The organism is Bradyrhizobium sp. S3.7.6 (genome assembly GCF_054061875.1).
This window is the reverse complement of the sequence record NZ_JBSSEQ010000001.1, coordinates 1,969,074-1,994,312: the sequence shown is the minus strand read 5'-3', so window position 1 is coordinate 1,994,312 and position 25,239 is coordinate 1,969,074. Positions and strand designations below refer to the sequence as shown.

Annotated in this window: 26 protein-coding genes; 6 read left to right on the top strand and 20 right to left on the bottom strand. The window is 65.0% G+C overall.

Annotated elements, in window-relative coordinates; genetic code table 11:
- Positions 1 to 50 precede the first annotated feature (50 nt).
- Positions 51 to 182 (bottom strand): hypothetical protein, encoded by a 132-nt coding sequence (locus ACVJ5M_RS09420; RefSeq protein ID WP_256376460.1) that lies wholly within the window; start codon positions 180 to 182, stop codon positions 51 to 53.
- A 96-nt stretch (positions 183 to 278) separates the two neighbouring features.
- On the opposite strand from ACVJ5M_RS09420, the gene ACVJ5M_RS09415 reads away from it, so the two are divergent.
- Together ACVJ5M_RS09415 and ACVJ5M_RS09410 are read left to right on the top strand one after the other, a co-directional pair.
- Positions 279 to 1,691, top strand: coding sequence for a DUF4403 family protein (locus ACVJ5M_RS09415; protein ID WP_063981073.1), 1,413 nt, complete (start codon positions 279 to 281; stop codon positions 1,689 to 1,691).
- Positions 1,692 to 1,714: 23 nt separating this feature from the next.
- A complete protein-coding gene (locus ACVJ5M_RS09410; protein WP_063981072.1) occupies positions 1,715 to 2,884 on the top strand; it encodes an alpha/beta fold hydrolase in 1,170 nt (389 codons plus the stop codon).
- A gap of 27 nt (positions 2,885 to 2,911) precedes the next feature.
- On the opposite strand, the gene ACVJ5M_RS09405 is transcribed toward ACVJ5M_RS09410, so the two are convergent.
- The 6 genes from ACVJ5M_RS09405 to ACVJ5M_RS09380 form a co-directional block, all read right to left on the bottom strand.
- Entirely contained in the window at positions 2,912 to 4,561 is a 1,650-nt protein-coding gene (locus ACVJ5M_RS09405) for a hydantoinase B/oxoprolinase family protein (RefSeq protein WP_354099850.1), read from the bottom strand.
- Between the two features lie 2 nt (positions 4,562 to 4,563).
- Positions 4,564 to 6,648: a hydantoinase/oxoprolinase family protein gene (locus tag ACVJ5M_RS09400; RefSeq protein ID WP_063981070.1), complete on the bottom strand. Its 2,085-nt coding sequence runs from the start codon at positions 6,646 to 6,648 to the stop codon at positions 4,564 to 4,566.
- A gap of 133 nt (positions 6,649 to 6,781) precedes the next feature.
- Entirely contained in the window at positions 6,782 to 7,603 is an 822-nt protein-coding gene (locus ACVJ5M_RS09395) for an NAD-dependent protein deacetylase (RefSeq protein ID WP_028151461.1), read from the bottom strand.
- 185 nt (positions 7,604 to 7,788) lie between these two features.
- Positions 7,789 to 8,160 (bottom strand): signal transduction histidine kinase, encoded by a 372-nt coding sequence (locus ACVJ5M_RS09390; RefSeq protein WP_187387922.1) that lies wholly within the window; start codon positions 8,158 to 8,160, stop codon positions 7,789 to 7,791.
- Positions 8,161 to 8,228: 68 nt separating this feature from the next.
- On the bottom strand, positions 8,229 to 8,633 hold the full coding sequence (locus tag ACVJ5M_RS09385; RefSeq protein WP_063981068.1) for a hypothetical protein: 405 nt from the start codon (positions 8,631 to 8,633) through the stop codon (positions 8,229 to 8,231).
- Between the two features lie 10 nt (positions 8,634 to 8,643).
- The gene (locus tag ACVJ5M_RS09380; protein WP_084794963.1) at positions 8,644 to 8,874 is read right to left on the bottom strand and encodes a hypothetical protein; all 231 of its coding nucleotides are present in this window, start codon (positions 8,872 to 8,874) and stop codon (positions 8,644 to 8,646) included.
- A gap of 427 nt (positions 8,875 to 9,301) precedes the next feature.
- Here ACVJ5M_RS09380 and ACVJ5M_RS09375 point away from each other — a divergent pair, with 427 nt between their 5' ends.
- A complete protein-coding gene (locus tag ACVJ5M_RS09375) occupies positions 9,302 to 9,562 on the top strand; it encodes a DUF1488 family protein (protein WP_063981067.1) in 261 nt (86 codons plus the stop codon).
- Positions 9,563 to 9,614: 52 nt separating this feature from the next.
- Here the strand turns inward: ACVJ5M_RS09375 and ACVJ5M_RS09370 are convergent, their stop codons facing one another.
- Positions 9,615 to 10,451, bottom strand: coding sequence for an SDR family oxidoreductase (locus ACVJ5M_RS09370; RefSeq protein WP_063986088.1), 837 nt, complete (start codon positions 10,449 to 10,451; stop codon positions 9,615 to 9,617).
- 74 nt (positions 10,452 to 10,525) lie between these two features.
- The gene (locus tag ACVJ5M_RS09365) at positions 10,526 to 11,845 is read right to left on the bottom strand and encodes a solute carrier family 23 protein (protein ID WP_063981066.1); all 1,320 of its coding nucleotides are present in this window, start codon (positions 11,843 to 11,845) and stop codon (positions 10,526 to 10,528) included.
- A gap of 163 nt (positions 11,846 to 12,008) precedes the next feature.
- Between ACVJ5M_RS09365 and ACVJ5M_RS09360 the strand changes: the two genes are divergently transcribed.
- Complete coding sequence (locus ACVJ5M_RS09360) at positions 12,009 to 13,343, top strand: dicarboxylate/amino acid:cation symporter (protein ID WP_071909716.1); 1,335 nt, start codon at positions 12,009 to 12,011, stop codon at positions 13,341 to 13,343.
- A gap of 54 nt (positions 13,344 to 13,397) precedes the next feature.
- Here the strand turns inward: ACVJ5M_RS09360 and ACVJ5M_RS09355 are convergent, their stop codons facing one another.
- Positions 13,398 to 14,993, bottom strand: coding sequence for an ABC-F family ATP-binding cassette domain-containing protein (locus ACVJ5M_RS09355; RefSeq protein WP_063981064.1), 1,596 nt, complete (start codon positions 14,991 to 14,993; stop codon positions 13,398 to 13,400).
- Between the two features lie 23 nt (positions 14,994 to 15,016).
- On the opposite strand from ACVJ5M_RS09355, the gene ACVJ5M_RS09350 reads away from it, so the two are divergent.
- Both ACVJ5M_RS09350 and ACVJ5M_RS09345 read left to right on the top strand, forming a co-directional pair.
- Positions 15,017 to 15,184, top strand: a complete 168-nt coding sequence (locus ACVJ5M_RS09350) for a hypothetical protein (protein ID WP_187387921.1) — start codon at positions 15,017 to 15,019, stop codon at positions 15,182 to 15,184.
- 39 nt (positions 15,185 to 15,223) lie between these two features.
- The gene (locus ACVJ5M_RS09345) at positions 15,224 to 16,069 is read left to right on the top strand and encodes a tetratricopeptide repeat protein (protein ID WP_084794962.1); all 846 of its coding nucleotides are present in this window, start codon (positions 15,224 to 15,226) and stop codon (positions 16,067 to 16,069) included.
- Here the strand turns inward: ACVJ5M_RS09345 and ACVJ5M_RS09340 are convergent.
- The 10 genes from ACVJ5M_RS09340 to ACVJ5M_RS09295 form a co-directional block, all read right to left on the bottom strand.
- The gene (locus tag ACVJ5M_RS09340; protein ID WP_063981063.1) at positions 16,059 to 16,778 is read right to left on the bottom strand and encodes a hypothetical protein; all 720 of its coding nucleotides are present in this window, start codon (positions 16,776 to 16,778) and stop codon (positions 16,059 to 16,061) included. The genes ACVJ5M_RS09345 and ACVJ5M_RS09340 overlap by 11 nt on opposite strands.
- A 135-nt stretch (positions 16,779 to 16,913) precedes the next feature.
- A complete protein-coding gene (locus ACVJ5M_RS09335; RefSeq protein ID WP_063981062.1) occupies positions 16,914 to 17,261 on the bottom strand; it encodes a RidA family protein in 348 nt (115 codons plus the stop codon).
- Positions 17,262 to 17,273: 12 nt separating this feature from the next.
- On the bottom strand, positions 17,274 to 18,395 hold the full coding sequence (locus tag ACVJ5M_RS09330; protein WP_283017566.1) for an NAD(P)/FAD-dependent oxidoreductase: 1,122 nt from the start codon (positions 18,393 to 18,395) through the stop codon (positions 17,274 to 17,276).
- The gene (locus tag ACVJ5M_RS09325) at positions 18,392 to 19,810 is read right to left on the bottom strand and encodes an FAD/NAD(P)-dependent oxidoreductase (protein ID WP_063981060.1); all 1,419 of its coding nucleotides are present in this window, start codon (positions 19,808 to 19,810) and stop codon (positions 18,392 to 18,394) included. The genes ACVJ5M_RS09330 and ACVJ5M_RS09325 overlap by 4 nt, the downstream gene beginning before the upstream one ends.
- The gene (locus ACVJ5M_RS09320; protein WP_063981059.1) at positions 19,807 to 20,103 is read right to left on the bottom strand and encodes a (2Fe-2S)-binding protein; all 297 of its coding nucleotides are present in this window, start codon (positions 20,101 to 20,103) and stop codon (positions 19,807 to 19,809) included. Before ACVJ5M_RS09320 ends, ACVJ5M_RS09325 begins: the two co-directional genes overlap by 4 nt.
- Positions 20,104 to 20,132: 29 nt before the next feature.
- Positions 20,133 to 21,269 (bottom strand): NAD(P)/FAD-dependent oxidoreductase, encoded by a 1,137-nt coding sequence (locus ACVJ5M_RS09315; RefSeq protein ID WP_063981058.1) that lies wholly within the window; start codon positions 21,267 to 21,269, stop codon positions 20,133 to 20,135.
- Between the two features lie 9 nt (positions 21,270 to 21,278).
- Positions 21,279 to 22,085 carry an ABC transporter permease gene (locus tag ACVJ5M_RS09310; RefSeq protein ID WP_063981057.1) on the bottom strand — a complete coding sequence of 269 codons (807 nt, stop codon included), beginning with the start codon at positions 22,083 to 22,085 and terminating at the stop codon, positions 21,279 to 21,281.
- Positions 22,082 to 22,957, bottom strand: a complete 876-nt coding sequence (locus ACVJ5M_RS09305) for an ABC transporter permease (RefSeq protein ID WP_063981056.1) — start codon at positions 22,955 to 22,957, stop codon at positions 22,082 to 22,084. The genes ACVJ5M_RS09310 and ACVJ5M_RS09305 overlap by 4 nt, the downstream gene beginning before the upstream one ends.
- The gene (locus ACVJ5M_RS09300; protein ID WP_063981055.1) at positions 22,954 to 23,994 is read right to left on the bottom strand and encodes an ABC transporter ATP-binding protein; all 1,041 of its coding nucleotides are present in this window, start codon (positions 23,992 to 23,994) and stop codon (positions 22,954 to 22,956) included. Before ACVJ5M_RS09300 ends, ACVJ5M_RS09305 begins: the two co-directional genes overlap by 4 nt.
- Positions 23,995 to 24,017: 23 nt before the next feature.
- On the bottom strand, positions 24,018 to 25,055 hold the full coding sequence (locus ACVJ5M_RS09295; protein ID WP_063981054.1) for an ABC transporter substrate-binding protein: 1,038 nt from the start codon (positions 25,053 to 25,055) through the stop codon (positions 24,018 to 24,020).
- Positions 25,056 to 25,239: the final 184 nt, after the last annotated feature.

Genomic DNA, 25,239 nt, shown 5'->3' with positions numbered 1-25,239 from the left:
CAGCGCCCACGGAGAAGCTTCATCGCGTGATCATTTGGACGGGGGCGGCGTCAATCTCTTTTGAGCAATTCAAGAACGGCCATCATGCCGGAGCGATATACAAAGCCTTGCTCAAAGCGCGACGCCGCGCCATACAAGTGCCGCGATACGCGACCATTGAATACAAGCAATAATTGATCCACCGACCGCCCTCTCCTACCGCGATTTTGCTCTGAAGACCGAATGGCCCCGCGGCCGGCGGCCTGGGCGCGAAGCAGGGCCAAGCTGGAATAAGAAGAATGCCCGTTTCTTTGCGAATTGTTCGTTCGACGAAACGTGCCGGGCTTGTTGCGCTCGCCCTCACCGCACTCGCGCAAGTCGCGCACGCCGCCGACAAGCCGCCGCTCGCTCCCGATCCGCCGGCGCCGCTCGCCGCGACCTCGCGAGTGTCCGCAACCATCGAGTTCGGTCTTCCCGCGCTCGCCAAGGCGATCGAGCAGGATATCCCCAAGCGGCTTGCCACCATCGACGAGCGCGTCAACTGCGTGCACCGCCGCGTACTGATGTTCCGTGTCAACGCCAATTGCGACGTGTTTGGCTTCGTCAATCGCACCAGCGGCGTCTCGCTCTATGGCCGCGGCGACCGAGTCTATGGTGCAGTCTCGATCTACGGCGCGGCCGAAGGCCAGGGCGCCAACCGCTTCACCGCGCGCATCCGCGGCCAGACCGAAGCGCGCGCGACGATCGAGGCCGAGGCACGGCCCGCGCTGCGCAAGGACTGGTCGCTCGACCTGAATTTCAGCGACTCCTTCCACTGGAGCGAAGCACCTTATTTGCATGTGCTCGGCCGCGAGGTCGATCTTGCGCCCTACGTCGAGCCGCGCATCCGCACGCAGCTCGCGCGCGTGCGATCACGTGCCCTGGCCGCAGCAAGGAAACTCAATCTGCGCGACAAGGCGGCCGCTGCCTGGACGCATGCGTTCGAACCGATGAAGCTCGCCGACGAGCCGCCGGTGTGGCTGCAAGTGACGCCGCAAGCTGCCGCATTTGCCGGCGTGCGGGCCAACGACAAGGTGTTGTCCGGCTCGCTCGAACTCTCCGGCAGCGCCGTGACGTCGATTGGGCAGCAGGGTACGAGCGTCACCCCGACATCGCTGCCGCCGCTTGGCACCGACGTGACCACGCCGGGAACGTTCGACGTCATCCTTCCGGTCCGGCTCGGCTATGACGCGATCAAGGACAAGATCAGCCAGGCGATCGCCGCGCTGCCGGCGCAAGACAGCGCGTTGCGCGAGGTTCAGGTCTATCCGTCGGCGGGCAAGCTTGTGATCGGCCTGCGTCTTGCGAAGACGTCGGACAGCGACCCCAATGCAGGCCAATGGAGCTATCTCTCCGGCGCACTGAAGGTGGACGATACCAGCAAGAGCGTCGCGCTTGCCGATCTCGATCTCGCCGCGCAGGACGGAGAGGCAAACCCCGGCTTGCAGTCGATCGTCGCGCAATTGAAGCAGGCCGTGAACATTGACTATGGCGTCTCCTACCAGAACCTGCTGATGGCGGCGAACCAGCGGCTGACGCGTCCGCTCAAGGACGGCTTCCGTATGGAAGGCAAGCTCTCCTCGGTGCAGTTCGACAAGGCCTTGCTGCTTGCCGACGGGATCACACTCGCGTTGCGCGCGAGCGGCGAGCTGAAAATCCTGTACGGGATGTGATCGTGCGCTGGAGCGGATCGCAAATGCTTGTCGCCGCCCGCGCTCTGATGGCCGCACTCGTCATGTTCGCCGCCGGCATCGTGACTGCCCACGCGCAATCGGCATTTTACGACGCACCGGCATCGCTTGCGGACGGACCGCCTGGCAGTCTGGTGCGGCAAGAGCCAATGGATGGCGCGCCGCTCGGCGCATCGGCCTTTCGCGTGCTCTATCGCTCGACCGGATTGAAGGGCGAGCCCATTCTCGTCTCGGGCGTCGTCATCGTGCCGCAAGGACCGCCGCCACCGGGCGGCCGCTCGATCGTCGCCTGGGCGCATCCGACCTCGGGCATCGTGCCGCGCTGCGCGCCGTCGCTCGCGATCTTCCTGTTCCAGCAGATCCAGGGACTGCGCTCGATGGTGGCGCGTGGCTACATCGTCGCGGCGACCGACTATCCCGGGCTCGGCACGCCGGGTCCGCATCCTTATCTCGTCGGCGAGAGCGAGGGCCGCGCCGTGCTCGACATCGTGCGCGTCGCGCGCGATCTGCCGGGCGCCGGCGGGGCCAAGAATTTTGCCTTGTGGGGACACTCGCAGGGCGGACAGGCTGTGCTGTTTGCCGGGCAGCTGGCGCCGACCTATGCGCCCGATCTCCATCTGCTCGGCGTTGCCGCTGCGGCGCCCGCGACGGATCTCGCCACGCTGATGAGCGACGACATCAACTCAGTCGGCGGCAAGAACATCACAGCGATGACGCTGTGGTCATGGCATCGCGTCTACGACGCCGCGCTCGACGGTGTCGTCGATCCGCGCGCACTTCCGGCGATCGACCGGCTGGCGCGCGAATGCATCGAAGGTCCCTTCGATATCTTCATCCGGCAGCGGACCGAGCGGCCGCTCCAGAAATATTTTCTGACCGTGCCGGATCCGACCAAGCGCGAGCCCTGGCGCTCGCTGCTGGAGAAGAACAGCGCCGCCACGTTGCCCGCCGGCATGCCAGTGTTCCTCGCTCAAGGGACTGTCGACCAGATCATCCGGCCCGCGGTGACGCGCGCCTATATGGGCCGGCTGTGCAAGGCGGGCAGCCCCGTGAAAATGGTCACCCTTCCCAACATCGGACACGGCCGCGCCGCGCAGGCGAGCACGATGGCCGCTGTGAACTGGATGACCGACCGCTTTACCGGGAAGCCGGCGCCGAACGACTGCGGCGGGTAATCGCCGCAGTCGTTGCCGGAGCGTTAGCTACCCATAAACGGCAACAGCGTTGTCAGCCGACACGAGACCGCTCTCAACGTCATCCTTGATCGCTGCACGATCGCGCTCCTTGGGGTCGCCGATACCGGCGCCGCCCGGGGTCATCACCAGCAGCCGGTCATCCGGTGGAATGGTCTGAAAGCCCTTGCCACGCATCTTCTGGCCGGACTTCAATCCGACATAGCCGGCCTCGCCGTTCTTGCCGCCGTCGCGACCGCGCGGCGGATGATCGATGCGATCGAATGCAGCGAGGATGTCGAAGGGCGCATCGATGCCGCTGCCGACCTCGATGATCTGGCCGAGGCCGCCGCGGGTGCGCCCTGCCCCGCCGGAATCCGGGCGCAGCTCCTTGCGCCAGAAGATCAGCGGCGTCTGCGTCTCCGCGATCTCGACCGGCGTGCCGCGCACACCACTCGGATAGGCGGTGGCCGACAGCCCGTCCTTCGCAAAGCGCGCGCCGGTACCGCCATTCGAAGTCACCGCCATCGAGAACCCGTAATTGCCGCCGGCACCTGAGCGGGTCTGTCCGCGGACGTTGAGATTCCACAGGCAGGAGGTGCCTTCCGCCGGCACGCGCTCCGGAATGATCTGGCGCAGGCAGCCGAACACCACGTCCGGCAGCATCTGTCCGACGATATGACGCGACGCCACGGGCGCCGGCTTCGGCGCATTCAGGATCGCGCCCGCGGGAGCCGACACCGTCAGCGGCGAGAGCGAGCCGGCATTGTTCGGGATCTGCGAGGCGACGACGCAGCCGAGGCCGAACACGGTGTAGGCCGTGGTGTAGGACAGGGGCACGTTGATGCCGAACTTCGAAGCGGCCGAGGTGCCGTCGAAATCGACATGGATGCCCGTCTCGGAGATCGTCAGCGTCGCGGCGAGCGTCACCGGCGCATCGTAACCATCCACGACCATGCTGTTGCGCCAGCTGCCCTTCGGCAGCTTTGCGATCTCGGCCAGCACGGCCTCACGCGAGCGATCGCAGATATAGTCGCCGAGCTCGTCGAGCGTGTCGATCTCGAACTCGGTCATCATCTCGACCAGACGTTCGCAGCCGACGTCGTTGCACCCGGCCAGGGAATAGGTGTCGCCCTCGGTATCGATCGGGAGCCGCGTGTTGGTGCGGATCATCGCCATCAGCGTCTCGTTGACGACGCCCTGGTCGATCAGCTTGAGCGTGGGGATGTAGAGCCCCTCCATGAACACGTCGGTGGCATCAGGGCCGAAGCCGATGCCGCCGATGTCCATGAGGTGGCTGGTGCAGGAAAACAGCGCGACCGGCTTGCCGTCCTTGAAGCAGGGCGTGGTGACGACGAAGTCGTTGAGATGACCTGTGCCCATCCAGGGATCGTTGGTGATGTAGGCGTCGCCTTCCTCCATCGTCTCGATCGGGAAATGCGCAATGAAGTGCTTGACCGATTCCGCCATCGAGTTGACGTGGCCGGGCGTGCCGGTCACCGCCTGCGCCAGCATCCGTCCCCTGAGGTCGAACACGCCGGCAGAGAGGTCGCCGCATTCGCGCACGATCGGGCTGAAGGCGGTGCGGAGCAGCACCTGCGCCTGCTCCTCGACCACAGCGATCAGCCGGTGCCACATGATCTGGAGGTCGATCAGGCTCGCGCCATTTGCCTTGCTCATGGTCAGGCCGCCTTTCGTTCCATGACGATGCTGCCGGCACCGTCGATATGGGCGTCAAAACTGTTGGAGACGAAGGTGGACGTTTCGTCCTCGGCGATCACGGCGGGACCCGCAATGGTCGCGCCCGGTGCCATGTCCTCGCGGCGATAGAGCGGGATCTCGATCACTTCCCCCGCGCGTCCGTCGAAGAATTTGCGGCTGCCCGAGGCCTTGCCGGCGGGCTTGCGCGCAACGGAAGCGACGACGGAAGGATTGTGCGCATCGGTGGTCGCGAGCACCGACCAGCTCAGGACCTCGATCGCGGCGCCCGGGATCGGCCGCTCGAACATCGCCGAATAGTCGGCCTCGAACTTCTGGCGCAGGCCGGCGAGATCGGCCGATGTCAGCCGCCGGTTCGGCAGCTCGACCGAGATCTCGTGGCCCTGTCCGACATAGCGCATGAAGGCCGCGCGGCGTTCGCGCACCGGCGCACCGGCCGCGCCCGGCTCCACCAGCGCGCGCGCTTCAGTCACCATCTCCTGGAGCAGCTCCGAGACCCCCTCCGTGTCGAAATCATCAAGGCGGACATGGCGGCTGCGCACCAGCTCATAGGCAATGGGAGCAGCCAGGAAGCCGACGGCCGAGCCGACGCCGGCATTCGAGGGCACGATGACCCGCGAGACGCCGATCTTCTCGGCGACACGCGCCGCATGCAGCGGCGCGGCGCCACCGAAGGCGATCAGCGTGTGCTGGCCGACGATCTCGCCGCGCTCGACCGCATGCACGCGCGCCGCGCTCGCCATGTTCTCGCAGACGACCTCGTGCACGGCATAAGCCGCAGTTTCCGCCGACAGGCCGAGCGGCTCGCCGACGGCGCGCAACAGCGCCGCCTTCGAAAGCTCCGGGCTGAGCTTGATCGTGCCACCCGCAAAGGCATCAGGATCGATCATACCGAGCGCAACGTCCGCGTCCGTCACGGCCGGACGCTGGCCGCCGCGGCCGTAGCAGGCAGGTCCCGGCTCCGACGAGGCGCTCTCGGGACCGACGGTGACGCGCTTCATCGCATCGACATGCGCGATCGAGCCGCCGCCGGCGCCGATCTCGACCATCTCGATCACGGGGATGCGCACCGGCAGGCCGGAGCCCTTCAGGAAGCGTGCCGCGCGATCGACCTCGAACACGCGCGAGGTCTCGGGCTGGTATTTTTCGATCAGGCAGATTTTTGCGGTCGTGCCGCCCATGTCGAAGGACAGCACCTTGCTCTCGCCGAGCCGCGCTGCGATCTGCGCCGCGAAGATCGCGCCGCCGGCGGGACCGGATTCGACGAGGCGCACCGGAAAGCGCCGCGCCGTCTCGATCGAGGTGACGCCGCCGCCGGAGGTGACGAGATAGATCGCGCCGCGGAACTGCTCGACCTGCAAGGCATCCGCCATGCGGGCGAGATAGCCGTCGATCAGGGGTTGCACATAGGCGTTGGCGACCGCGGTCGACGTGCGCTCGTATTCGCGGATCTCCGGACACACCGCAGAGGACACGGTCACGGAGATGCCGGGCATCTCCTCGCTGAGGATCGCGGCCGTGCGGCGCTCGTGCTCGGGATTGGCGTAGGAGTGCAGGAAGGCGATCGCAACGCTCTCGACGTTCAGCGCGCGCAATTTTGGCGCGAGTGCACGCACTGCCGCCTCGTCCAGCGGGAGGCGAACGGCGCCGTGTGCGTCGATCCGCTCCGGCACGGTGAAGCGGAGCGACCGCGGCGCCAGCGGCCTCGGCTTGTCGATGCTGAGATCGTACTGGTCATAGCGGCTCTCGGTGCCGATATCGAGCACGTCGCGAAAGCCGTCGGTCGCAATCAGCGCGGTCTTGGCGCCGCGGCGCTCGATGATCGCATTGGTCGCGAGCGTCGTGCCGTGAATGAAGACGTCGATGTCGCTCATATGCGCGCGCGCGTCAGTGAGAATGAGACGCATGCCATCCAGCACCGCCTGCTCGGGCCGCTGCGGCGTCGTCAGCACCTTGCGCGTCTTGCGATCCTGCCCCACGTCCAGCACGATGTCGGTGAACGTGCCACCGATATCAACGGCAAGCCGCACCTCGGCTCCCTCAAGCATTCCAAATTCTCCGTGCTGATCGACAAACTGTGCGAAAACCGCAGCAATTTTCATACCAGCGACAACGCCCGGGGTGAAGCGTCCGAGCCGTTTTGCGTGGCACCTATGCGGTAGAAGGGTGCGGCCCACGCGCTCAGAGCAGGAATGCAAGCGCCGCCTCGCAGCGCTCCTCGACCTTGAGCGTGAGGAGATCGTCGGCGCGGGTGCGTCCGAGATTGACCGCGGCGATCGGGATCTGCCGGTTCGCGGCAGCCTGCACGAAGCGGAATCCGGAATAGACCATCAGCGAGGAGCCGACGATCAGCATGGCGTCGGCCTGCGCCAGATGATCCTGCGCGGTGGCGACCACATCGCGCGGGACGTTCTCGCCGAAGAACACGACGTCGGGCTTGAGGATGCCGCCGCAGGCTTCGCAGGCGGGCACCTTGAACGAGGAAAAATCCGCATGCTCGAGATCGGCGTCACCATCAGGCGCATCGGCGGCGTCGAGCGTCAGCCATTCCGCATTGGCACGGCCGAGCCTATCCTGGAATTCGTTGCGCGGGGTCTTCGCTCCGCAGCCCATGCAGCGCACCAGATCGAGCCGGCCATGCAGGTCGATCACCTGCCGGTGGCCGGCGGATTGATGCAACCGGTCGACGTTCTGGGTCAGCAGCATCTCGCAGCGCCCGCTCGCCTCGAGACGGGCGAGCGCATGATGCGCATCGTTCGGCCTCGCCTGGCCGAACCGCCGCCAGCCGATCAGGCTGCGCGCCCAATAGCGCTGACGCGTAGGCTCTTCCGACATGAAGGCCTGAAAATTGACCGGCTGGGTCCGCTTCCAGTTGCCGTGGCTGTCGCGATAATCGGGAATGCCCGAATTGGTGCTGCAGCCGGCGCCGGTCAGCACGAACAAACGTTCGTGCCGGCCGACGAAATCTTCGAGCGAACGGTTTGCCTGTGGAGGGTTTGCCATGGCGCAGATGTAGTTCACGCCGTGTCGTTTTGCCAGATCACTCCCGCGCCAGCAGCTCGAAGCCGGCGATCAGTTTTTGGCCTGCGTCAGCCCGAGCAGGTCGGCCAGAGCCTCCACGCCTCCCATCTTCATGACGGGGCACATTGGCAAACCAGTGACCGCTACCGGGCGGCGTTCCAATCGGATCAGGCGCGCCGGTGAAATGCCGGCGGCAACGGCTCGCGCACCAGTTCGCTGAGATTCAAAGTCTCCCCGCTTTCCGCGATGTCCGAGAACAACACCTCGACAAACGGATGCTGACGGTTGAACGCGGTGCCCCGCTGGTATTTGGCGCTCACGATGCGCTCAAGCGCGGCAAAGTTCCGTTTCCCAAGCGCGCTGTATTGCTTCCGGAACAAACTCTGACGTCCGCCACTGTGCTCGATCGATTCGGCCCAAACGTCCATCACCTTGCGACTGACGAACGCCTCGACTTCTCTCGTGCCTTCCTGGGCAAGAAGCCGCAGACCGTCCATGGCATGCGGCTGTTCATCGATACGGAATTTTGTCAGTGCCATCTGGATCCTCCTGTTGTTTGCGTCCATATGCTTCGCGAACCGCGCCTCTCGCTCAGCCCCTGAACATGTCAGATCTTGGCGGGATCGGCGTCGTGCCTATGCTTGTGAAGAAACCGGGCAATCTGCCCACGGAGCGCCGCCGTATCCAGCAATGTCCCAACCGATCCGGCGGTATCGAAGATCTCCCGCTGGAGCGTCGTCGGCAATGAATTCCATTGCATGATGACGGCCGCACCGAGACAGCGCAAAACGCGCTCTTCCTCCGCCGCGAGGGCTGCGCCGCGCAGTCGCTCCGTCCCCCCGGCATTGACTGCATCCACGTATTGGTCCGCGAGCATCTGCTCGTTGTCCGCGCGCGATGTGTGGCTATCCTGCAGTTGTTCGAATTTGCGCGTATCGGCTTTGCCGGGCGAATTCCTCGCCAGTTCGCCATACGCGGCCGCTTTTGCACGATACTGCAGAAATTTAAACATGCGGGCTCCTTCAACAGCGATCCTTCGCCGCCGAGAAATACGTGAGGATTTCAGCGGCATTTCCGAGAATCGCTGCCCGGCGCATTGCCACCGTGCGCTTGTCTCCCGACGGCATCTTGCGGGCAAGGTCGAGGGCGTTGATCGCCCTGGCGCTCAACTCGCAAGCCAAAGAGGCCGGGATCGATTCTGACGAGCTGCTCGCTTGAGCCGATGGCGAAGGCACGCCAAGACCGGCTACCATTGTATGAGCATCGCTGCGGCGATCAACACCACGAAGAAAACCGGTAGCAAGACCGGAGGTACGAGCCACTCGCGAAGGCTGAATCTAGGGGAATCCGACATACTGACCGCCTGTTGGTTCTGGCGGGAGCGCAATGCTCTCAGTCACCGATGACAGCCGAGGGGCGCGCGGTGATAAACTGTATCTAGTGATCCCTTCGCCGAATAGCGAGGCTTATCAAGAAACTATTTGTCGCGATCGGCATTGAATCGGATTGCTGCCCTGTTGCCAAATCTTCATTTGAGAGAGGCGCAACCGGCGCGTCTTCGTCTGGACGGAACGTCCGTGTTCCTGACGTACGCGGGTCGAGCGTCGGCCACCCGGCGAGCTCCGACTCAAACGGCGAAAAGGCCGGCGCGCGGCACCTGCAACCTGATCGGCCTGAACCATGATCGACTTTCCAAATCACAGCCGCTCGTATGATCGGACGCGGCATGCCGTGCGGTTCTGGGGACACGACAGCGCCATCGAGGCCTCGTTCTTCATCGACGAAGACGCATTGAAGCGGATTCAACCGGGCACCCGTTCCAGCGAATCGGGATTTCTGATCGCGTTCGATTCCAACCGCGACTTGATATGTGCGGCTGCGGCCAGGAAGTATGTCCGCGGCAGCCGGGGCTCCTACGACCTGCTCGCAGCAGATTTTTGAAGCGTTCGGCATGGGATGATGAGTTCGTGGTTTCGGTCGTGAATCCACGTTTCTAGCTCGCCCAGTTCTCGCGAAACTCGGGGAACAGCGTCAGGCCTCCGCAGGCGTAAATGGTCTGGCCCGTAATGTAACTGGCGTCATCCGAGGCGAGGAAGGCGAACACGGCGGCGATCTCTTCCGGGGTGCCGACCCGTCCCAGCGGAATGTGGCTGGTGACGACGCCGCGCTTGGCGGGATCACCCGTCCAGGCCGCGTTGATCGGCGTGTCGATCGCACCGGGGCCGACCGCATTGACGCGAATGCCGCGGCCGGCGAATTCCAGCGCCAGCGTGCGTGTCAGATTGGCGATGCCGCCCTTGCTGATCGAGTAAGCGAGATAGCCGGGCTTCGGAATGATCTGGTGGACGCTGGAGCAATTGATAATGCTGCCGCCTCCGCCGCGCGCGACGAAGTGCGCGAGCGCCTTCTGCGCGCAGAGCACGGCGCCGTTGAGATTGACGTCGATGATGCGGCGGTAGGTGTCGATGTCGAGCTCCTCGCTCGGCGACTCCCGCTGGAAGCCGGCATTGTTGACGAGGCAGTCGAGCCGCTTCCAGCGCGAAAGCACTGTCTCGAACATCGCGGCGACTTCCTGCTCATTGCTGACATCGGCCCTGACGACGACATGATCGAGCTTGCCGTGGCCGCGGTCAGCCGATCCTGTCCTTGCGAGCGCGAGCGTCTCCTCGGCCCTCTCGGGGTGATCGACATAGTTGATGGCGACGGTCGCGCCCTCCTGCGCGAGCCGAATGGCGATGGCGCGGCCGATGCCTTGCGAGGCACCGGTCACCAGCGCGTATTGGCCGACGAGGCGGGAGGAAAACGGGGTCGAGCGATCGGTCTGCGGCATGAACTTTCTCCGGGGATGCTTCATCATGGACGGAACCGGCGTTTTGTTCCATCCCGCTTGCGCATCGCAGGGATTCACCCGGCGCGGCGCGCGAGCGGCGAGGTCAGGATCTGGTAGAGAATGATGGCGCCGAAGGTCGCCGTGCCGATCCCGCCGATCGTAAACGCGCCGAATTTGAACGTGAGGTCGCCGGCGCCCGCGGTCAGCGCCACGGCGACGGTGATCAGGTTCGCAGGATTGGCGAAATCCACCTTGTTCTCGACCCAGATCCGTCCGGCCATCGCGGCGATCAATCCGAACAGCACGATCGAGAGGCCGCCGATGACGGGGCCGGGAATCGACAGGATCAGTGCGCCGAACTTCGGCGAGAAGCCGAGCAGGATCGAGACCGTGGCCGCGAATGCAAACAACAGTGTCGAATAGACCTTCGTCGCCGCCATGACGCCGATGTTCTCGGCATAGGTGGTGACGCCGGTGCCGCCGCCGCAGGCCGCCACGATGGTCGCGAGGCTGTCGGCGAACAGGGCGCGGCCGAGATAGCCATCGAGGCTCCGGCCCGTCATCGCGCCGACGGCCTTGATGTGACCGAGGTTCTCGGCGACGAGGATGACCGCAACCGGCGCGATCAGAAAGATTGCATCGGCCTGGAAGGTCGGCGTGGTAAAGCTTGGCATGCCCAACCACGGCGCGGCCGCGAGCTGCGCGAAGTCGATCGGCTTGCCGAAGCCGAGGCCGTTTGCGAACAGCAGGTACAGGAGATATCCGCCGATCGCACCGAGGATGATCGGCAGGCGGCGCCACAGGCCTGGAGCGGCAACGGCCACCACGCCGATGATCAGAACCGTCGCGAGCCCGATCCAGGTGTCGAACGCGTTGACGCTCACCGCCTTGACCGCCACGGGCGCGAGATTGAGGCCGATCGCGGCGACCACGGCCCCGGTGACGGCCGGCGGCATCAGGCGCTCGACCCAGCCAACGCCGGACCACATCACGATCAGCGCGATCACGCCGTAGAGCACGCCGGCGCCAACGATGCCGCCGAGCGCGACGGAGAGATTTGGATTCGGCCCCTGCCCGGCATAGCCGGTGGCGGCGATGACGACGGCGATGAACGCGAAGCTCGAGCCGAGATAGCTCGGCACGCGCCCGGCGACGATGACGAAGAAGATCAGCGTGCCGATGCCGGAGAACAGGACCGCAACATTGGGATCGAACCCCATCAGCAACGGCGCGATGATCGTCGAGCCCGACATCGCTACGCAATGCTGGAGACCGGAGACGACGGTCTGGCCCCATGACAGCCGTTCCTCCGGCATGATCACGCCCGAGGCCTTGAATTTCCAGCGCGGAAAATAGCTCTGCGGCTGCTCGTCCGAGCCCATCGTGGTTGTCATATTCCCCCCGTTGCGGTGCAGCGACCGATCTTCGTGCGATCCGACAAAAATGTGATTGTCGCTTCTGCGGCGACCATCACATGATGCGAGTCATGCAAGATTCAAAGCTTGCAAAATCCAGATCATGCAGAATCAAAAATCAATGCGTTCCGGGGCACACACTATGACACAAGTCGCGATCCAGCCAGCCGTCCATCGCCGGCATCAACCCTGGTACAAGATCCTCTACATCCAGGTCCTGATCGCGATCGCACTCGGGGTGCTCATCGGCTATTTCTATCCTGATCTCGGCAAGGAGCTGAAGCCGCTCGGCGACGGCTTCATCGCGCTGATCAAGATGATGATCGCGCCTGTGATCTTCTGCACCGTGGTGCACGGCATTTCCTCGATGGGCGACCTCAAGCGCGTCGGCCGGGTCGGGCTGAAGTCGCTGATCTATTTCGAGACGGTCTCGACCGTCGCGCTCGCCATCGGCCTGCTGGTCGGCGAGATTCTCCAGCCCGGGCACGGCTTCAACATCGATCCCGCCACGATCGACCCGAAATCGGTGGCGACCTACGTCACCAAGGCCAAGGAAGAGGGTATCGTCGCCCATCTGATGGCGATCATTCCCGACAGCTATGTGGGCGCGATCGCGCGCGGCGACCTGCTTCAGGTGCTGCTGATCTCGATCCTGTCGGGCTTCGCCATCGCCTTCCTCGGCAAGGCCGGCGAGCCGATCGCGGAGGCGATCGACAAGGCCGCGAAAATGTTCTTCGGCATCATCCGCATCATCGTGCGCGTCGCGCCGATCGGCGCGTTCGGCGCGATGGCGTTCACCGTCGGCGCCTACGGCCTCGGCTCGCTGCTCAACCTCGCGGCCCTGATCGGCACGTTCTATCTCACCAGCATCCTGTTCGTGTTGATCGTGCTGGGCTCGATCGCGCGGCTCTCCGGCTTCTCGATCCTGCGCTTCATCGCCTACATCAAGGACGAACTCTTGATCGTGCTCGGCACCTCCTCGTCGGAAACGGTGCTGCCGCAGATGATCCAGAAGATGGAGCATCTCGGCGCCTCGCGCTCGGTGGTCGGCCTCGTCATTCCGACCGGCTACAGCTTCAACCTCGACGGCACCAACATCTACATGACGCTGGCGACGCTGTTCCTGGCGCAGGCGACCAACACCCATCTGACGATCTGGCAGGAGCTCGGCATTCTCGGCATCGCCATGATCACCTCGAAGGGCGCCTCGGGCGTGACCGGCGCCGGGTTCATCACGCTTGCCGCGACGCTCTCGATCGTTCCCGACATCCCGATCCAGTCGATCGCGATCCTGGTCGGGATCGACAAGTTCATGAGCGAGTGCCGCGCGCTGACCAACCTGATCGGCAACGGTATCGCCTGCGTCGTCATCAGCATCTCCGAAGGCGAGCTCGATCGCGAGGCTCTGCACGAGACCATGGCTCATCCGCTGGAGATGGGCGAGGCGCTCGAACCGGGCGGCAGCGCGGCCTCGTAGGCCGCGCCACGCAGCCCCGCTGGGGGCAGGGCGTCGGGTTCTTGTTGTCGGGCCTTAGAGAGCAGTGTTGGCGACCAGCTCGACCCTGCGCGTGATATCGATCGCCTGCAGGAACGCCTCGTCGTGACTGACCACGAGCAGCGCGCCGTCATAGGCCCTCAAGCCTGCCTCGATGGCTTCGATGGACTCGATGTCGAGATGATTGGTCGGCTCGTCCAGGATGAGCAGGGACGGCGGCGCCGCCCCGCCTAGAACGCAGGCGAGGCCCGCACGAAACAGCTGTCCGCCACTCAGGCTCCCCACGATCTGCGCGGCGGCATCGGCGCGAAACGCGAACCGGGCCAGGGCAGCATGGCACTCGTTCGCGCTCGCTTTCGGATTGAGACGCCCGAAATTGTCCAGGATGGAGATCGCGGGATCGAGCAGGCTGACCTTCTGGTCGAACAGCGCGAAGTCCGGCCTGACCCGCACGGTGCCCGCGAACGGGCGCAACTCGCCTGTGACGAGCTTGAGCAACGTTGTCTTGCCGGAACCATTCGGCCCGACGACCCCGACGCGCTCCGGGCCGACGAGCGTGAGTGAGAGATCGCGCAGGACCGGCTGCTCCGGCTGATAGCCGGCGTTGACGCGATCGAGCCATACCACCTCCCTGCCCGCCGGCAGGCCGGTCGGGGGCAGCTTGACCGACAGCGGCTGGCGAATCTCGACGCGGCGGCGAGCCGTGTCGACAGCCTCGATCGCCTCCGCGCGCCGCCGCTCGGCGATCTGCGCGGTCTTTCCGCCGCTGTCCTCGCTGCGGTCCTTGCGTGCACCGGCGAGAATGCGCGGCATGTCGCCCTTGGCGCGCTTCTTCCTGCCGCCGCTGTCCTTGCGCGCCTTGCGTTCCGCTGCCTCCTGCGCCTTGCCGTCGATCTCGGCGAGATGCTTCTCGGCATGCGCAAGGTCGTGCCTGACGGCAGCGAGCTCGATGGCCTTCTGCTCGCGGTAACTGCTCCAATTGCCGCCGTACCGTCTTGCCCCGAGCGATGTCATCTCGACGATGGCATCCATGGTCTCGAGCAGGTCGCGGTCGTGACTGACGACGATCGCCCCGCCCCGCCAGCCTGCGAGCAGATCGACCACTGACTTACGTCCATCCCGATCGAGATTGTTGGTGGGCTCATCGAGCAGCAGGAAGTCCGGCTCGGCGAAGACCAGCGCGGCCAGACGGATCCGCGTGACCTGCCCGCCCGACAAACGATCCAGCTCCGTGTCGGTATCAGGATCGAACCCGACACGCGCGAGCGCGGACGCAAGCCGCGCTTCGAGCGTCCAGTCGACGTCGGTGACTTCGTCGGCGAATGCATCGCCCCGCTCGGCACGGCGAAGCAGCTCCAGCGCTGCGCGCGCGCCGAACAGATCGATCACCGCGGCGCCCGCAGGAAGCTGGACGTCCTGGCGGAGCATTCCCACGGTTCCGCTCACGAGAACGCGTCCCGCTTGGGGAATGTGCTCTCCGGTGATCGCAGCAAGCAGCGTTGTCTTGCCGACGCCGTTGCGGCCGACGAGACCAGCCCGTTCGGCACCAAATGTCAGGTTGAGGTCGGAAAGGAGAGGACGGCCGTCAGGCGTGGACAGCGAGAGGTTCGACAGAATAATCGATGCAGGCATGGAATTCCCCGTGAGCAAGGCGGATGGGCGTTGCGGTCGGGGTGAAATCCATGGATGCGAAACTCCTGATTGATGTCTCGCTGATAATCCCGTCGGGCGCCGAGATCAAGGTGCATTCCGTGCGACGCGTCCGGGCCGATCAGCAAAGCATCACGAAGCTGTTGATGGACGCTGCATGGGGCATGCGGTAAGGGGCAAAAAACAACGTGTCTCAACCAAGAGGCCATCTCTTGAGCGGCAAGCCGAATAGCCCCCTCGCCCAACTGCTTCAGCAAGCCTTTCTGGCGCTACGTGCAAAGCAGTTCGACATTGCAAGGCAGCTTGCGACCGAAGCCCTGAAATCAAATCGCACCGACCGGAATGCCGTGCTGATCCTCGCCCATGCCCTGCTCGGCCAGGAGCGTGCGGAGGAAGCGATTGCGCCGCTGGAGAAAGCCGCGAAGCGCAATAGCGATCCCGAAATCGAGACGCTGCTCGGCCATGTGCTGTGTGCCGCGCGGCGCAGAAGCGATGGACTGGCGCAACTGCGGCGAACCACAGCGCGCCGTCCGCCCTATCTGCCCGCGTTCCAGGAGCTGGCGGGCCAGCTTGCGAACGCCGGCGAGGTTGGCGAGGCGGTCGGGATGATCGAGCAAGCCCTCGCGCTCGCCCCGGCCAGCGTCGATCTGCAACTCGACCTTGGCCGCATGCATGTCCGGAATAACAATCGCGCCAAAGCGCGTACCGTGCTGACCGCGGCGCGCGCGATCGGGCCGGGACGCACCGATATCCTGACCGAACTTGCCTGGGCCGAGCTTCTCGACGGCGCTTATGCCGAGGCCGCCGACACCTACCGTCACGCGCTCGGGCTTCGCCCGGACGACGCTCTCTCCCGCGCCAATCTCGCGATCTGCCTGATGGAGATGGGCGAACGCGATGGCGGCGAGGCGGCGCTGCGGTCCGTGTATGGCGGACGGCCGCAGATGCTCAGCCGCGCCGCCCTCACACTCGCCGCCTCGTCGCACGGCCGCTTCTTCTTCCGCCCGAGCGCCGCGGCGAAATTCCTGGGAGCCAGGCCCGAGCGGGCTACGCCCTGAATTTCCGCCGGTACAGACCCGGCTCGCGCTTCAGCGCGGCGCGCAGGGCGTGGACCTTCTGCGCTTCATCCTCGGTGAAGGCCGAGGTCTGCCGCGTCCAATCCTCACGCTTGACCGGAATGCATTGCGCGATCGGTGTGCCCTTGGGCAGCACGCCGCGAAAGCCCGTATTGTGCCAATGCGCCGGAAAGTGGATCCAGCTGTCGCGATAGCGATCGCAATCGACGAGGCCGCTCAGCGTGATGAACGGCAGGTCGAAGCGATTGACCGGATGGGTGAAGAACAGCGAATAGCCTTCCGGCGCCTCGATGGTCCAGAGATTGTGAAACTTGATGACGAAGCGATCGGCCTCGAACAGCGGCGAGCCGGTGAGCTGGCCCTGATCGTGAAAGCTGATCGGCGAGCGCGGAAAATCGATCTCACCGCCGGGCGGGATGTCGTTGTCCCAGCTGATCTCGCCATCCTCGACCCTGATATCGCAGATTAGCGGGATCAGGAAACCGCATGTCATCGCGTCGATGAACGGCGGGCAGCGCTTGACCGTCTCGTCATCCTGCTGATTGAGGGCACTGAAGGCCGTGGTCGGCATCGCCTTGAGCCAGTCGGGAACGCCGAGATTCGCCGGCACCGGCTGCGGCAGCAGGCCTTCGAGTTCTCCGGGGCAGCGAAATTTGATCGCGAGCTTGTTGTTATTGTTCTGCGAGGACATTGGGCATTCCAGCCGAGTCCCCTACTGATAAACGGAAACTGCGGCGCGTCAAAGCGCCGCAGCTAATCCAGACCATTACATCTTCGTCATGTTCGGATCGACGGCTCTCTTCACGAGCCCGTGAGAAGAGCGCAATCAGCCCTTGAGCGCAGTGACCACCACCTCGATCAATGCACCGCCGCCGAGATCGGCAACGCCGACCGTGGCGCGCGTCGGCAGGTTGTCACCGAAGAATTCAGTCCAGACCGCGTCCATCTCCTTCTTCTTGGAAAGATCCGTGACGAAGATCGAGGTGCTGACGACGCGCGACTTGTCGGTACCGGCTTCCTTCAGATAGCCGGCGATCTTGCCGAGGATGTTGCGGGTCTGGTCGCCCATGGACACGGAAGTGTCGTCGGCGATGGTGCCACCGACGAAGACGAAGCCGTTGGCCTCGACGGCGCGGTGCATGATGGGCGTGCGGATGCTGCGGGTGATGCTCATGATGTCCTCTTCTTAGAGCGTGGAAGGATGGAAGCGGTCGATGCCGAGATCGCCGATGCGGGTCTGGGTGCCGCCATTGACGATCAGCTCGGCCATCACGGCACCCGCGCCGGGGCCGAGCTGGAAGCCGTGCAGCGAGAAGCCGAACTGGTGATAGAGGCCCTTGTGGCGGCTGCTCGGTCCGAACACGGGGATATCGTCCTTCATCTTCGCCTCGATGCCGGCCCAGGCGCGGACGATCGTCGCGCTGCGCATCACCGGGAACAGCTCGAACACGGTGCGCGCGCTGATCGCGAGGCTCTTCCAGTCCAGCACCGTCTCGTTGCGATCCTGATAGGGCGTGGCCAGATGGCCGCCGCCGATCAGCACGGTGCCGTTGGAGAATTGCTTGAAGGACAGTTTGCGCCCGCGCAGGATCACGACGGGGTCGATGAAGTGCGGCACGCGCGAGGTGATCATCAGCATCGGCGCCACGGTCTCGACCGGAACGGGCTCGCCGAGCGCGGCGGCGATGTTCCCGGCCCAGGCGCCGGCGGCATTGACGAGCACCGGCGCGGCAAAGGTCTCAGTGCCGACGTCGACGTGCCAGAGACCGTCGCTGTACCGGATATTGCTGGCGGCAACGCCTTCGCGCACGGTCGCACCTAACTGCTCGGCCTTGCGCCGGAACGCCGTCGTCGTCTGCGCCGGATTGGCGGCACCATCGCGGCGCGACACGACCCCGCCGGGGCAAGTCTCAGCCACGGCCGGCACCAGTCGCCGCAATTCAGTCGCGTCGATCAGCTCCTCATGGGTGAAGCCAAGCGCATTCAGCTCAGCGACACGCGCGCGGCAGACCGCGAGCTCCTCCTCGTTCTCCGCGACGAGAACCTGACCGTAACTCTCAAAGCTGCAATCGTCGTCGAGGAGATCGGTAATCTTCTCCCAGATCCCCATCGAGCGGATCGAGAGCGGGATTTCGGGCACGTGCCTCGCGAGCTGGCGAACGCCGCCGGCATTGACGCCGGAAGCATGGCGGCCGGCGTAGTCTTTCTCGATCAGCACCGGCTTCATGCCGGCGAGGCACAGATGCAGCGCGGTCGAGCATCCGTGGATGCCGCCGCCGACGACGATCGCATCCACGTTTTGGGTCATCCGCGCACCACCGCCTTGATGTCCGCCTCGCTCTTCGGGACGGCGGCGAGCTCGGCGAGCGTGATCGGCTTGACCGGCGCGCGCAGCCGGTAGTAGCCGATCTCCTGTGCCGTCTTGCCCCGCGCCTGCGCCATCAGCTCGGTCACGGTGAGGCCGCAGAGCCGGCCCTGGCACGGCCCCATGCCGGTGCGGCGATAGGCCTTGAGCTGGTTCGGTCCGGTCGCGCCGATGGCGACGGCATCGAGAATGTCCTTCGCGGTGACTTCCTCGCAGCGGCACACGATGGTGTCGCCCGTGGGAATGCGGAACTGGGGCGCGGGGCGGAACAGCGTGTCGAGGAAGACGCGGCCGCGCTCGGCCTTGGCGAGATCGGCGCGGAGCGTCGCCATCGGCGCAAGTTTTGTCGCAACCGCAGGCGCCAATGCCTCCACCGCCGCGCGCGCCGCGATGCGGCCACGGACCACGGCCGCATTGGCACCACCGATGCCGGCGCCGTCACCAGCGATCGCGATGCCCGCGACCGACGAATTGCCGCTCGCATCCAGCACCGGCGACCAGCACAATTGCAGATCATCCCAGCGATGCTCGATTCCGGCCGACATCGCCAGATTGACGTTGGGCACGACGCCCTGATGCAGCAGCAACAGGTCAGCAGGAATGGTCTCACGCTTGCCGCCGGCGATATAGCTCACATTCGCGAGCTGGCCATCACCGGATGCCGAGAGCTCGGTGACGCCGGAGACGACCTGCACCTTGGCCTTCACTTCGCGCATCATCGACAGGCCCTTGGTGAAATAGGGCGAGGTCAGGAAGGCGAAGGCGTGCGGCAACGCGGCGAAGTAATTGCCGCGCTCGGTGGTGTCGAGGATGCGATCGATGCGGCCGCCCAGCCGCAAGATCTGCGCGGCGAGCAGCCAGAGCAGAGGCCCCTGCCCCGCGATCACCGTGCGTCCGTCAGGCACCAGCGCCGATGATTTCAGCATCGTCTGCGCGGCGCCCGCGGTCATCACGCCCGGCAAGGTCCAGCCGGGAATCGGGAACGGCCGCTCCAGCGCGCCGGTCGCGAGGATCACGCGCTGCGCCTTGAGGAAAGCGGATGCACCGCCGATCGATACGGCGATCTCGAGGTTGCGGTCGAGGCTCCAGACGGTGGCGCGATGGATAATCTCGGCGCGGCTCGCGCGGAGCGACTGAACGAGGTCGGCACCGACCCAATAGTCGGCGCCGAGCTGGTCGCGGTCGGTCACGGGCGTGGACGAAATGGCGCGAAACACCTGGCCGCCGGGGCCGATGTTCTCGTCGAGCAGCAGCGTCGACAGGCCGGCTTCGGCGGACGTCGCAGCGGCCGCGAGGCCGGCGGGCCCGGCGCCGATCACCACGACGTCATAGGCTTCGCGCTTGGGAGCCACAGTCATTTTCCGATCTCCCGCTTGCCCTTCTGAATCTCGATCTGCATGCCCTCGGCGACGGGCACCAGGCAGCCCTGGCGGTTACCGACGCCGTCGATGGTGACGAGGCAGTCGAAGCACACGCCCATCATGCAATAGGGCAGACGCGGCGCGCCGCTCACTGCGGTGGAACGGCGCGCATCACAGCCGGAGGCCAGCAGCGCGGCAGAGACGGTGTCGCCCTGGCGCGCCGCGATGGCTGTGCCATCCACGAAGATCTGGACCTGCGGTCGCTTGTCCTGTTCGGATCGTCTAAACATGGGATGCCTCTTGGCTCCTTTAGATATCTCTAATAGCCGCTGTTGTTCGCAGCACCGGCGGCGCCGAAACGGCTGGCCGAAAACGCGCCGACCAGCTCCGGCTCGAGCGCGCCAGCTGCGACCATGCGCGCGATCTCGAAAGCGTGGTTGGAGGCGAGCGTCACGCCGGAATGGCAGCAGGCGACGAAGGCGCCGGGATGCGTCTCCGACTGGTCGTAGATCGGAAAGCCGTCCTGCGGCATGACGCGGATGCCGGCCCAGCTCCTGACCACGTTGAGCCGCGACAGATGCGGAAACATCCTTTGCGCGCGATCGGCCATCACAGCGCTGACGGAATGCTTCAGCGCGCGATCGTCGAGCTCGTCCTCCTTGCTGTCGCCAATCATCACCGTGCCCTCGTCGGTCTGGCGGATCGTGGTCAGCGGATGCGGCAGGAACGGCATGGTGCGCTCGGTCACCACGATCTGGCCGCGGGTCGGGCCCATCGGCGCGTAGAGGCCGACCATCGGCGCAAGCGTCTGGTTGGCATTGCCGGCCGCGAGCACGATCTTGGCGGCGTGCAGTTCGCCCTTCGGCGTGGTCAGGCGGAATTCGCCACCGCTCTTGCTGATCGCCGAGACCGGGCGCTCCGGAAAATAGTCGATGCCGAATGCCTTGAAGCCGGTGTGGAAGGCGCGGAAGGTCCGCAGCGAATTGACGTGGCCGTCGAGCGGACAATAGCTCCCGCCGGACACCTCCGGACCAATCAGCGGCAGCGCCTTCTTCACCTCGGAGGCGGAGAGCATCTCCATCTTGTAATCGGCAGCACCGGTCTGGTTGTGCATGCGCTTCACCAGCTCGGTGCGCTGGCCGAATTCGTCGTCGCCGAGCGTCAGATGGAAGCCACCGTTCTGTTGAAGCGAGACATCCAGGCCGGTCTGTTGCTTGAGTTCGGAAGCAAGCTGGCTCCACGCTTGTGACGCCTGCACGGTCCAGACAGTATAGGCCGGCATGCCGAGCCCTTTGCTCTGAACCCAGACCAGCGCAAAATTCGCGCGCGAGGCGCGCTTGGTGATGTCGCCTTCGTCGAGCACGGCCACGCTCTTGCCGAGCCGGCCGAGGCCCCAGGCAATGGCGGAGCCGAGCAGTCCGCCGCCGACCACAGCGACGTCGTAGTCTCCTGACATAAATTTCTCCTATCGTCCCGTATCGCCCTTGCCGGCGAGCACACGGTCGAGTCCGTAGAAGCGGTCGAGCAGAATGAGGGCTGTCATGGTGATCGCGATCACGCAGGCCGAGACCGACGTGACCAGCGGATCGATGTTGTCCTGGATATAAAGGAACATGCGCACCGGCAACGTCTCGGTGCCGGGCGCCGCGAGGAAGACGGTCATGGTGAGATCGTCGAAGGACTGGATGAAAGCGAGCGCCCAACCGCTGATGACGCCGGGCAGGATCAGCGGCAGCGTCACGCGGCGAAACAGCGTCCAGCCGTTGGCGCCGAGCGAGACTGCCGCCATCTCGACCGAGAGGTCCATGCCGGTCGCCGCCGCCAGCGTCAGCCGCAGCGCGAACGGAAACACGATGATGACATGCGCGATGATCAGCGCGGCAAAGCTGCCGCCGAGGCCGGCCGAGGTGAAGAAGCGCAGGAAGGCGATGCCGAGCACGACATGCGGGATCATCAGCGGCGACAGGAACAGCGCCGCGAGCGCATCGCGGCCGCGGAAGCGATAACGCGCGATCGCGAGCGCTGCCGGCACCGCGAACAGCAGCGCCACGAAGGATGAGAGCGCACCGAGCCCCAGGCTCACCCAGAAGGCATGGATGAACTCGGGATAGTTGGCGATCGCCCTGAACCAGCGCAGCGAAAAGCGGTTGGTCGGCAGCGACAGGAAGCCTTCGGGCGTGAAAGCAACGAGGCATACCACCAGGATCGGCGCGACCATGACGATGACGAAGATGGTGTGGAAGATCAACGCGAGCGGGCCGTTCCGGCTCATCGGAACACCTCCGCGTAGCGGCGCTCGATCAGCGCGTTGCTGCCGACGACGATCAGCACCAGCGCGACCAGCAGCAGCGTTGCGACCGCTGCACCGAGCGGCCAGTTCAGCGTGTTGAGGAATTCGTCGTAGGCCAGCGTCGCCGCGACCTTGAGCCGGCGGCCGCCGATGATCGCGGGCGTCGCGAAGGCACTGGCGGAGAGCGAAAACACGATGATCGCGCCCGACAGCACGCCCGGCATGATCTGCGGCATGATGATGCGGCGAATGATGGTCACCGGCCCCGCACCGAGCGACATCGCGGCGTTCTCGATCTGCGGATTGAGCCGCTGGAGCGCGGCCCACACCGACAGCACCATGAACGGCATCATCACATGGGCGAGCGCAACCACCATCCCTGTCTCGGTGAACATGAAGGGAATGGGCGAGCGGATCACTCCGAGCGACATCAGGAGCTTGTTGACGAGGCCGTTGTTGCCGCCGAACAGCAGCGCCCAGCCGAGCGTCCGCGCCACCACGGAGATCAAGAGCGGCCCGAGGATGATCAGCAGGAAAAAGCTCTTCCAGCGGCCGCTCATGCGGTTGAGGATGTAGGCTTCGGGTGCGCCGAGCAACGCGGTGAGCAGCGTTGTCAGGATCGCGATGCGAAACGTCCGCCAGAACATTTCGGCATAATAGGGATCGGTCGCGATCTCGTGCCAGTTTTTGAGGATGAAGACCGGCTCGATGCCCTTGTACTGACCCCAGTCGTGGAACGACAGCATCACCGTCATCGCCAGCGGAATCAGCAGCACGCCGACGAACAGCATCAAGGCGGGCGCCGTCAGCGCCCATGGCGCACGCGCGTTGCGCTCGTCAGCGGCCGTGCTCATGCGCCGGCCCTCGCGCGCACGCTCATGTCCTCGGGCCGCCAGACGAGGCGAACCGCCTCGCCCTCAGCCGGCGGCGCCGTCCCGTCATTCTGGCGGATCACGATCGCGGGCCCGCATTCGCTGTCGCACTGGAACAGCCAGTGATTGCCCTGGAAGATGCGCGTGACGATCTTTGCGCTGAGCCCCGTATCGCCAAAGCCGATCCGTTCAGGGCGAATGCTGACAGTGACGGGGCCACTGAGCCCGGCCGGCGCCGGCGCGTTCCAGGAGCCAGCCACCAGCCGCACCGGCGTCGCGGTCCGATCAATCGTCGCCGCAAAGTCGTTGGTCTTGCCGAGGAACTGCGAGACGAAGGCCGAGGACGGCTTCTCATAGGTCTCCTGCGGCGAGCCGATCTGCTCGATGCGGCCCTGGCTCATCACCACGATGCGGTCGGACAGCGACATCGCCTCGTTCTGGTCGTGGGTGACCAGGATCGTCGTGGTGCCGATGGTGCGCTGGATCTGGCGCAGCTCGATCTGCATCTCCTCGCGCAGTTTGGCGTCGAGATTCGACAGCGGCTCGTCGAGCAAGAGCACGCTCGGCTTGATCACCAGCGCGCGCGCCAGCGCCACGCGCTGCTGCTGACCGCCGGACATGCGGCGCGGATGGCGGTCCTCAAAACCGGCAAGCCCGACCATCGCGAGCGCGGCGCGGACGCGCTCGGCTCTTTCGGCGCGCGGCACGTTGCGCATCTCGAGGCCGAACGCGACGTTCTCCGCCGCCGTCATGTGCGGAAACAGCGCGTAGCTCTGGAACACGATGCCGAGCCCGCGCTTCGCGGGATGGATCGCGGTCAGGTCCTTGCCCTCCAGGCGGATCGCGCCGCGTGTGGGATCGAGGAAACCCGCGATCATCTGCAGGGTCGTGGTTTTGCCGCAGCCGGACGGGCCGAGGAAGGAGATGAACTCCCCCTTCCCCACCGACAGACTGAAGTCTTCGACCACAGTCTGCGCGCCGAACTGTTTTGCGACCCGATCGAGCTCGAGATAGGCCATGCGCTGTCTCCGCAACGATCAGATCAACGCTCGACCTCGCGATTCCAGCGCTTGGTCCACTCCTCGCGCTTCTCGTTGATCACAGTCCAGTCCGGATTATAGAGCTTTGCCGCGCGCTCGCCGATCGGCGCCATCTTGCCGAGCTCCGGCGGTACCACCAGTGATTTCAGCACCGGGCCGTAGCCGTAGTCCTTCAGCATCACGAGCTGGATTTTTGGATCGAGCAGCATCTTGACGAAGTTCGATGCAAGCGGCGAGGCATTCGGCTTGGTGATCGGACACGCCGTCGTCAGCAGCGTCGCCGCGCCTTCCTTCGGATAGACGAAGTCGACGGGGAAGCCGGTGTTGGCGAAGCTCTGCACGCGGCCCGTGCCCCACACCGCGATCACGGCCTGGCCGGACTGGAACAGCTCGGTCATCTTGCCCGGCGACGGCTCATAGGCCAGCACGTTCGGATTGATCTGCTCCTTGAAGATCTTGAAGCCGGAATCGACGTTGGTCTCGCCGCCGCCGTTCATCTTCGACAGCATCACCAGCGCTTCGAGGCCGTAGGTGTTGTTGATCGGCGGGATCACGAGCTGCTTGGCGTATTTCGTGTCCTTCAGATCGTTCCACGAAGTGGGTGGCGCCCAGCCTTTCTCGGCGAACACCTTGGTGTTGTACATCAGGCCAGTCGCGACGATGCCGATCGCAACGGCGCGATCGTCCTTGAAGCGGGCGGTGTCATAGAGATCGGCGGCCGGCAAGCCTTCGAGCTTGCCGCAGAAGCCGAGCTGGATCGCCTGGTACATCGGGCCGTCGTCGACGATGGCAACGTCGATCTGCTGGTTGCCCTTCTGCGCCTGAAGCTTGGCCAGCGTATCGGTGGAATTGCCGGCGACGTACTCGACCTTGACCCCGTTCTCCTTCTCGAAGGCCGGGATCACCTCGTCGCGGATGGTCTTCTCGAACGAGCCACCGTAACCGGCGACATAGAGCGTTTTCTGCTGGGCCGAGGCGGCAGACGGGACGGCGATGAGCGCTGCGATGCTGACCGCGGTCAGAAGGCTGAGAGTCTTCATATGGACCGATCTCCAATACCGGGATGAGGTGACGTGCCGAAAAATCTCTGACTGAGGCGCCTTCCGCATTTCCTTCCGCGCCAACCCTCTCCGGACAGGGCTCCGGCCCCTGTTCGGTAGGTTTTGGCGCGATTCGGAGGTTTGAACCCCTCCAATCTGCCGAAAAAGCGGGCTGTCTCCAGTC

Excerpts from the sequence above, each read along its gene's own strand:
- ACVJ5M_RS09355 (WP_063981064.1), bottom strand. The coding sequence starts at position 14,993 with ATGCCTGCATCGATTATTCTGTCGAACCTCTCGCTGTCCACGCCTGAC.
- ACVJ5M_RS09405 (WP_354099850.1), bottom strand. The coding sequence starts at position 4,561 with ATGAGCAAGGCAAATGGCGCGAGCCTGATCGACCTCCAGATCATGTGG.
- ACVJ5M_RS09350 (WP_187387921.1), top strand. The coding sequence starts at position 15,017 with ATGGGCGTTGCGGTCGGGGTGAAATCCATGGATGCGAAACTCCTGATT.
- ACVJ5M_RS09410 (WP_063981072.1), top strand. The coding sequence starts at position 1,715 with ATGCTTGTCGCCGCCCGCGCTCTGATGGCCGCACTCGTCATGTTCGCC.
- ACVJ5M_RS09360 (WP_071909716.1), top strand. The coding sequence starts at position 12,009 with ATGACACAAGTCGCGATCCAGCCAGCCGTCCATCGCCGGCATCAACCC.
- ACVJ5M_RS09325 (WP_063981060.1), bottom strand. The coding sequence starts at position 19,810 with ATGACTGTGGCTCCCAAGCGCGAAGCCTATGACGTCGTGGTGATCGGC.
- ACVJ5M_RS09305 (WP_063981056.1), bottom strand. The coding sequence starts at position 22,957 with ATGAGCACGGCCGCTGACGAGCGCAACGCGCGTGCGCCATGGGCGCTG.
- ACVJ5M_RS09330 (WP_283017566.1), bottom strand. The coding sequence starts at position 18,395 with ATGACCCAAAACGTGGATGCGATCGTCGTCGGCGGCGGCATCCACGGA.
- ACVJ5M_RS09385 (WP_063981068.1), bottom strand. The coding sequence starts at position 8,633 with ATGTTTAAATTTCTGCAGTATCGTGCAAAAGCGGCCGCGTATGGCGAA.
- ACVJ5M_RS09315 (WP_063981058.1), bottom strand. The coding sequence starts at position 21,269 with ATGTCAGGAGACTACGACGTCGCTGTGGTCGGCGGCGGACTGCTCGGC.
- ACVJ5M_RS09400 (WP_063981070.1), bottom strand. The coding sequence starts at position 6,648 with ATGCTTGAGGGAGCCGAGGTGCGGCTTGCCGTTGATATCGGTGGCACG.
- ACVJ5M_RS09380 (WP_084794963.1), bottom strand. The coding sequence starts at position 8,874 with ATGGTAGCCGGTCTTGGCGTGCCTTCGCCATCGGCTCAAGCGAGCAGC.
- ACVJ5M_RS09320 (WP_063981059.1), bottom strand. The coding sequence starts at position 20,103 with ATGTTTAGACGATCCGAACAGGACAAGCGACCGCAGGTCCAGATCTTC.
- ACVJ5M_RS09335 (WP_063981062.1), bottom strand. The coding sequence starts at position 17,261 with ATGAGCATCACCCGCAGCATCCGCACGCCCATCATGCACCGCGCCGTC.
- ACVJ5M_RS09365 (WP_063981066.1), bottom strand. The coding sequence starts at position 11,845 with ATGACAACCACGATGGGCTCGGACGAGCAGCCGCAGAGCTATTTTCCG.
- ACVJ5M_RS09295 (WP_063981054.1), bottom strand. The coding sequence starts at position 25,055 with ATGAAGACTCTCAGCCTTCTGACCGCGGTCAGCATCGCAGCGCTCATC.
- ACVJ5M_RS09300 (WP_063981055.1), bottom strand. The coding sequence starts at position 23,994 with ATGGCCTATCTCGAGCTCGATCGGGTCGCAAAACAGTTCGGCGCGCAG.
- ACVJ5M_RS09310 (WP_063981057.1), bottom strand. The coding sequence starts at position 22,085 with ATGAGCCGGAACGGCCCGCTCGCGTTGATCTTCCACACCATCTTCGTC.
- ACVJ5M_RS09375 (WP_063981067.1), top strand. The coding sequence starts at position 9,302 with ATGATCGACTTTCCAAATCACAGCCGCTCGTATGATCGGACGCGGCAT.
- ACVJ5M_RS09415 (WP_063981073.1), top strand. The coding sequence starts at position 279 with ATGCCCGTTTCTTTGCGAATTGTTCGTTCGACGAAACGTGCCGGGCTT.
- ACVJ5M_RS09390 (WP_187387922.1), bottom strand. The coding sequence starts at position 8,160 with ATGGCACTGACAAAATTCCGTATCGATGAACAGCCGCATGCCATGGAC.
- ACVJ5M_RS09395 (WP_028151461.1), bottom strand. The coding sequence starts at position 7,603 with ATGGCAAACCCTCCACAGGCAAACCGTTCGCTCGAAGATTTCGTCGGC.
- ACVJ5M_RS09370 (WP_063986088.1), bottom strand. The coding sequence starts at position 10,451 with ATGCCGCAGACCGATCGCTCGACCCCGTTTTCCTCCCGCCTCGTCGGC.
- ACVJ5M_RS09340 (WP_063981063.1), bottom strand. The coding sequence starts at position 16,778 with ATGTCCTCGCAGAACAATAACAACAAGCTCGCGATCAAATTTCGCTGC.